The organism is Actinophytocola sp., assembly GCF_036555685.1.
Lineage (GTDB): Bacteria > Actinomycetota > Actinomycetes > Mycobacteriales > Pseudonocardiaceae > Actinophytocola.
Map to the genome: position 1 here is coordinate 1 of NZ_DATBKY010000137.1, position 6589 is coordinate 6589.

Sequence of the window (6589 nt, forward strand, 5' to 3'; positions counted from 1 at the left end):
CCGGCACGCCCGCCTACCTCGCTCCGGAGGTCGCTCTCGGCCAGGACGCGGACACCCGCTCGGACGTGTTCTCCCTCGGCGCCACGCTCTACGCCGCCCTCGAGGGCTTGCCGCCGTTCGGCGTGGACGAGAACGCGATCGTGATGCTGCACAAGGTCGCGGCGGGCGAGGTGCGGCCGCCCGATCATGCCGGGCAGCTGGCCGGGCTCGTGATGTGGTTGCTGCGCCGGGATCCCGCGGAGCGGCCGTCGATGCGCGGCGCGCACGACGCGCTGTCCGCGGCCGTGGCGGGCTGTCCGGTGCCGGAGTACCAGCCGCGCCCGGCCACGCTCGAGCTGCCGCGCCGGCGTGTGTCCCGCCGGACGGTCGTGGCCGGCGTCGCGGCGGCGGGCCTGGTCGCGGCCGGCGTCGCGCTGGGCATCCTCATCGGCGACGACGCGACGCCCGGGGCGTCCGGCTCGACCGGGACGACCGCGACCCCACCGAGCACGACGACCACGACCGCGCGGCCGTCCGCGGGCTGCGCGGCGAGCTACCGGGTCACCGGCTCGTGGCCGGACGGGTACCAGGTGGAGGTGACCGTCCGCAACGACGGCGACGAGGCCGTCACGGGCTGGACTGTCCGCTGGCACCTCCCGCGCGGCCACCAGATCCGGGACCTGTGGAACGGCGAGCGTGCGCAGAACGGCACCGAGGTGATCGTGCGGAACGCGGACTGGAACGTCACGGTGGACCCCGGCGGCTCGACCAACTTCGGCTTCAACGTGAACGCCACCGACGACGTGCGGAGCGTGCCGGACGTCAGCTGCGAGGCGGACTAGAGATAGCTCGGGTCCGGGCCGGGCAGCAGCTGGTCCGGGCGCCCGGCGAGGATCCGGTTCATCGCCTGGAAGTACGGCGGCGCGGCCGCCGTGCCGCCGAAGGCGCCGTTGCCGCACTCGCCGATGTAGACCGGGGGGCCCGGGCACAGCTCGCCCGGGTCGGGGCCGTCCGCGAAGACCAGCGACGACACGGCGTAGTCGGCCACGCCGCCGACGAAGGCGACCGACTCGCTCTGCTGCGTCGTGCCGGTCTTGCCGATGCCCGGGCGGGTCCAGCCGGCCGCGCGGGCCGACGCGGCGGTCGTGCCGCTGACGGTGTCCTGGCTCAGCCCCGCCACCAGCGTGTTCGCCAGGCCTGGCGGCACGGCCTGCTCGCACGGCTGCTCCGGGATGTCCACGGCGTGCCCGAACCGGTCGGTGACCGAGCGGATCGGGTCCGGCGGACACCACGTGCCACCGCTCAGCAGCGTCGCGGACACGTTCGCGAGCTCGAGCGGGCTCACCGGGCTGTCGCCGAGCGTGAACGACGGCTTGTCCCGGAAGTACCGCGACTGCGGCTGGCCGCGCTGCGGGTCGGCCGCCCGCGGCTCGGGCGCGGTGCCGGCGTCGTTGGTGCGCAGGGTGTTCCGCAGGCCCAGCCGCCTCGCCATGTCGAGTACGGCCGGCATCCCGACGCGGGTCTCCAGCCCGACGAACGCCGTGTTGGGCGAGGTGGCCAGGCCGTCGGCGAGGGTGATCGGGTCGGGGTAGCGACCGTCGTTGTGCACGGGATAGCAGGAGTCGGCGCCAGGCTGGGGGAAGCAGCCGTCGGGCGGGTTCGCCAGCTCGGTGTGCAACCCGGCCGCGCCGGACGACAGCGCGGCCGCCGAGGTGAAGATCTTGAACACCGAGCCCGCGCCGAACGGGTCGCTGACGTCGGCGACGAGGTTGCGGCTGGTCTGCCCGCGGTGGATGTCCGTGCCCAGATTTCGGTTGGCCACCATCGCGAGCACCTCGTGCGCGGTGTCGCCGGGCGAGATGATCGCCATCGTGTTGGCCACGCCGTCCTGCGTCGTCGGCACGTTCTTCTCCACCGCGGCCTTCGCCGCGTGGCTCGCCTTCGGGTCGAGCGTGGTGCGGATCGTGAAGCCGCCGGTGGCGAGGTCGTCGGCGGTGAAGCCGGCGTCCTGGAGATAGCGCAGCGCGTACTGGCAGAGGAAACCGGCGTCCGGCCGGGCGCCCGCGCAGGTGCTCGACGGTACGGCCGGCCCGTTCGGCAGCACGCCGAGATCGGACTTCTTCGCCGCCGTGGCGGTGCCTTCGTCGATGGCGTGCGTGGCGGCCATCGCGTCGAGGACGATGTTGCGCCGCTCGATCGCGTCCCGCGGCCGCGCGTACGGGTCGTACCGGCTGGGGTTGTTGACCATGCCGGCGAGGAGCGCGGCCTGGGTCAGCGTGAGGCGGGCCGCGGTCGTGCCGAAGTACGCGTGCGCGGCGGCCTCGACGCCGTAGATGCGGCCGGTGAACTCGACGACGTTCAGGTAGCCGGCGAGGACGTCGTCCTTGCTCATCGACCGGTCGAGCTCGATCGCCGAGCGCGCCTCGCGGATCTTGCGGGCGAGCGTGTCCGCACGGTCGGCGGCCTGCGCGGCGGGGTCGTTCCGGTCGACGACGTTGATCAGGTAGTTCTTGACGAACTGCTGCGAGATGGTCGAGCCGCCCTGGGTGTCGCCGCCGGTGAGGTCGTGCAGCAGCGCGCGGAGCAGAGCCGTGGGGTCGACCCCGTGCTCGGTGTAGAAGCGCCGGTCCTCGATGGACACGATGGCCGCCTTCATGGCCGGCGAGATCCGCGCGGCCGTCACGGGCAGCCGGTACTGGTCGAACACGGTCGCGAGCGGCCGGCCGTTCCGGTCGGTGACCGTGGTGACGAGCGGGACGTCGCCGGCGACCGAGGCGGGCGAGATCTGTGCGGCCGAGGCCGCCGCGCGAGCCGCCGCCGCGCCACCGCCCAGTACGACGGGCGACAGCACGGCGGCGAGCAACACCCCCGCCAGCACGCACGCTCCGGCGAGCCGAACCACCTTGCGCGCGACCATCTCCCCACCCTCCCCAGGACACCCTGCGCCCGGAACCTGAGCGCAGCATGAGAGAAGGCTGAGGGAATCCGCTCAGTACTGTGCCCGGATGGGACTCGCTCTGGTGACCGGTGCGGGCCGCGGGCTGGGCGCGGTCATCGCTCGACGGCCGGATCGGGCAGACCGGCTCGGACATGCCGGACCGCGCGCTGCCCGGCTGGTCCGCCTACGCCGCGGCGAAAGCGGCGCAGCTGGGCGCTGACCCGCGCGTGGGCTCGGCCCGCACGGCATCACCGTCAACGTGGTCGCGCCGGGCTGGGTTCCGGTCGAGCGGCACGCCGGCGCGACCGAGGCGGAGCGCGCGGACCATGCCGCCGAAGTGCCGCTCGCCCGGCTGGGCACGCCAGCGGACGTGGCCGGGCGCGGTCGCCTTCCTCGCGTCACCAGAGGGCGCGATCGTGACCGGTCAGTGCCTCACGCTCAACAGTGGCCACACGCCGGGCCGACCGTCAGAGCAGGCCGCGCAGGACGGCCTCGGTCTTCGTCGTGGCGGACTCGTCGGGCTTCAGGCCGTGGCCGTCGATCTCGGCGGCGAGCAGGGCGCGCCGACCGGCCGACTCGTCGTCGTCCGCGCAGCGCAGGGACAGCTCGAGGAACGTGCGCCCGTCGCCCCACGTCCACTGCTCGGCACGCAGGCCGCGGAGCGGCCCGGCTGTGATGTCATGCCACCTGCGCGCCCGGATCGGGCCGGCGTTGCACAGGTGGCGCATCGGCTGCTCGAGCCGCGGCCCGCAGCGGCGCAGGAAGTCCTGCTGCTCCGGCGTGAACGCGTCCCGCTTCCGCCCGTCGAGCAGCTCGCGCAGGCCCTCCTCGCGCTTCGCCTCGACACTCGCGGAGAGCACCCGCTCCCGTGCCCAGCCGACACCGACGCGGTAGTCGGCGTCGTGCCGCGTGCCCGGCCGCCACCGGCCGGTGAGCCGCTCCTCCCGGGCAGGGCGCAGCTTCACCGTGACGTCGACCGATCCGTCCGCGTCGTCGCGGCGCAGCCGCAGGATCACCCCGTTGCCGAACAGCCACGGGTCGCCCGCGTCGTCGAGCCGGTCGACGAAGTAGATCGTCCGCTCCCCGGCGTCCCCGCCGGTCAGGCCGAAAGCCGTCAGCCCCGCCTCGACCTGGTCCGCCGGGAGGGTGAACTTGACCTCGGTGCCGATTCGAGCCATGGGTGCACACCGTCCTTGCGCCGCATCCCCAATCTCGACCGGGACGGCCGGCGCGTTACGCGATCTCACCTGCCGCGCGTGACGCCGGAACCGGCGATTTCCAGGACGATTCCGCACGTGACTGAACAATCTGGGCCCAGGCCCCAGGCCGCCGACGCGCTTCTCGCGGTCGCGGTCCTCGGAGTCCGCACGGGACTCCGCGCGGGTGGCGCGGTCGCTCGCACCGCGCGCCCGGTCACCGAAGTCGTGCTGCGGCCGGAGAAGTGGCCGAGCAAGCGGCTGCGGTTGCTCGCCGAGATCGGCTTCCGGCAACGCCGGGCCGCCCTCGAGGAGGCGGTCCGGCTCTACCGGAAGGTGACGCCCGCGGTGATCACCGACGTGCTCGCCCAGCTGGACCTCGGCCGTATCGCGCAGGACGTGATCGACGAGATCGACCTGCCGGAGCTCATCCGGGCCTCCACCGGCTCGGTCGCGTCGGAGTCCATGCGCGACGTCCGGATGCAGGCGATCGAGGCCGACGAGACGGTGTCGCGGTGGTTCGGCCGCGCGCGGCGCTCACGGCCGGTGGCGTGACGGGCGAGGCGGCCTGGCTCTCGTCGGTACCGGAGGAAGCGCGGGCGTACCAGGGCCACCGGGCCGGCGTCGTCAGCCGCGTGCTCGCCGCGGCCATCGACCTCGTCGTGTTGTTCGTCCTGCTCGGCGGCGCCTACTTCGGCCTGGCCGGTTTGCTGTTCGTGATCGACCCCGTGTCGTTCCGGTTCCCCGCCATCCCGCGGGCGGTGATCCTGATCGCCGGCGGCCTGGTGCTCGTCGGGTACCTCACCGAGTGCTGGACGACGACCGGACGCACGGTCGGCGACAGGGTCCTGGGCCTGCGGGTGGTGGACAACCGGGGCCGGAAGCTGAAGCACGGCCGGGCGGCGCTGCGCGCGCTGTTCTGCGCGGTGTTCCCGATCGGTCTGCTGTGGACGGCGTGCAGCGCGGACCGCCGGTCGGTGCAGGACCTCGTGATGCGCACCGCGGTGATCTACGACTGGGGCCCGCACCACCACGGCGACGCGCCGTCGCGGCGCTGAGCCGGGTCCGGACAAAAGAGAATCCCGCGGTGCTGCCGGGTCGGGGGTCCGCCAGCACCGCGGGATCATCCGGCCTATCGGGACCCGGCGCCCACGCGTTACACACCCGCCGGAAAACTTCTGAAACGGCGGGCCCGGGCCCGTACGCTGGGCCGGGTGCGGAGCGGGAAAGTGCTGGTGACAGGCAGTTCCGGGCATCTCGGTGAGGCCCTCGTCCGGACCTTGCGTGATCAGGGTCACGACGTCGTCGGGCTGGACGTGCTCGACTCGGACACCACCACGGTGGTCGGCTCGATCACCGACCGGGACGTGGTGCGCGCGTGCCTCGTGGGCGTGCGCGCGGTGCTGCATCCGGCGACCCTCCACAAGCCGCACGTGGGCTCACACGATCGGCAGGCGTTCGTCGACACGAACGTCACCGGCACGCTGACGCTGCTCGAGGAGTCCGTCGCGGCCGGCGTCGAGCGGTTCGTGTTCACCAGCACCACGAGCACGTTCGGCCGGGCGCTGACCCCGGGCCGCGGCGAGCCGGCCGCGTGGATCACCGAGGACGTCGTGCCGATCCCGCGCAACGTCTACGGTGTCACCAAGGCCGCCGCGGAGAACCTGGCCGAGCTGGTGCACCGCGACCACGGCCTGCCGGTGCTGATCCTGCGCACGTCGCGGTTCTTCCCCGAGCCCGACGACCGCGACGCGATCCGCACGACGTACGCCGACGCGAACGTCAAGGCCACCGAGTACCTGTACCGCCGGGTCGACATCGCGGACGTCGTCGACGCGCACCTGCTGGCGATGACCCGCGCGCCCGAGGTCGGCTTCGACCGGTTCATCATCAGCGCGACGACCCCGTTCACCCGCGCCGACCTGCCCGAGTTGCACCGCGACGCGCCGCGGGTGGTCGCGCGGCTGTTCGGCGACCAGCCCGCGGAGTACGCGCGCCGGGGCTGGCGGATGTTCCCGGCGATCGACCGGGTGTACGTCAACGCGCACGCCCGCGAGGTGCTGGGCTGGCAGCCGCGGTACGACTTCCGGCACGTGCTGGACCGGCTCGCGGCCGACGAGGATCCGCGCAGCCCGCTGGCGCGCGCGGTCGGCGCGAAGGGCTACCACGAGGTGACGACCGGCCCGTACACCGTGCGCTGAGCACGGCGCACGGGCCGGGTCCCGCTACCGGATCGCGTGCGCCGCCGCCTCCTCGGCGTCGGCCAGGCCGGGCAGCAGCTCGGCCAGCTCGGCGGGCGCCGCGTCGGGCTTGGCGGCGAGCGCGGCCAGCTCGGCCCAGCGCGCACCGAGGTCTGTATACGCCCCGGCGGCATCTGCGAGCGTGTCGTCCTCGAGGAGCGCCGCGGCCTCGGTCAGGAACGCGGCGTAGAGCGGACGGGACGCCGCGTTGGCGAGGCCGCGGGCCACCATGTCCA

Annotated in this window: 7 protein-coding genes and 1 pseudogene; 5 read left to right on the forward strand and 3 right to left on the reverse strand. The window is 73.7% G+C overall.

From position 1 onward, the window contains the following. Positions 1 to 821: cellulose binding domain-containing protein (locus VH969_RS13635; protein WP_331974096.1), on the forward strand; the 821-nt coding region annotated here is incomplete at its 5' end. On the opposite strand, the gene VH969_RS13640 is transcribed toward VH969_RS13635, so the two are convergent. Beyond that, positions 818 to 2896, reverse strand: coding sequence for a transglycosylase domain-containing protein (locus tag VH969_RS13640; protein ID WP_331974097.1), 2079 nt, complete (start codon positions 2894 to 2896; stop codon positions 818 to 820). The genes VH969_RS13635 and VH969_RS13640 overlap by 4 nt on opposite strands. 280 nt (positions 2897 to 3176) lie before the next feature. Here VH969_RS13640 and VH969_RS34530 point away from each other — a divergent pair. Beyond that, positions 3177 to 3233: pseudogene (locus tag VH969_RS34530) on the forward strand (hypothetical protein); the annotation flags it as partial. A gap of 151 nt (positions 3234 to 3384) precedes the next feature. Here the strand turns inward: VH969_RS34530 and VH969_RS13645 are convergent. Next, positions 3385 to 4095: a hypothetical protein gene (locus VH969_RS13645; RefSeq protein WP_331974098.1), complete on the reverse strand. Its 711-nt coding sequence runs from the start codon at positions 4093 to 4095 to the stop codon at positions 3385 to 3387. Positions 4096 to 4212: 117 nt separating this feature from the next. Between VH969_RS13645 and VH969_RS13650 the strand changes: the two genes are divergently transcribed. The 3 genes from VH969_RS13650 (at position 4213) to VH969_RS13660 (ending at position 6314) form a co-directional block, all read left to right on the forward strand. Continuing rightward, positions 4213 to 4668, forward strand: coding sequence for a basic helix-loop-helix domain-containing protein (locus VH969_RS13650; RefSeq protein WP_331974099.1), 456 nt, complete (start codon positions 4213 to 4215; stop codon positions 4666 to 4668). Then, positions 4629 to 5171, forward strand: coding sequence for an RDD family protein (locus VH969_RS13655; protein ID WP_331974100.1), 543 nt, complete (start codon positions 4629 to 4631; stop codon positions 5169 to 5171). The genes VH969_RS13650 and VH969_RS13655 overlap by 40 nt, the downstream gene beginning before the upstream one ends. A 156-nt stretch (positions 5172 to 5327) precedes the next feature. Continuing rightward, positions 5328 to 6314, forward strand: coding sequence for an NAD-dependent epimerase/dehydratase family protein (locus tag VH969_RS13660; RefSeq protein ID WP_331974101.1), 987 nt, complete (start codon positions 5328 to 5330; stop codon positions 6312 to 6314). 24 nt (positions 6315 to 6338) lie between these two features. Here the strand turns inward: VH969_RS13660 and VH969_RS13665 are convergent. Next, a partial coding sequence (locus VH969_RS13665; protein ID WP_331974102.1) for a DUF4872 domain-containing protein occupies positions 6339 to 6589 on the reverse strand: 251 nt, incomplete at its 5' end.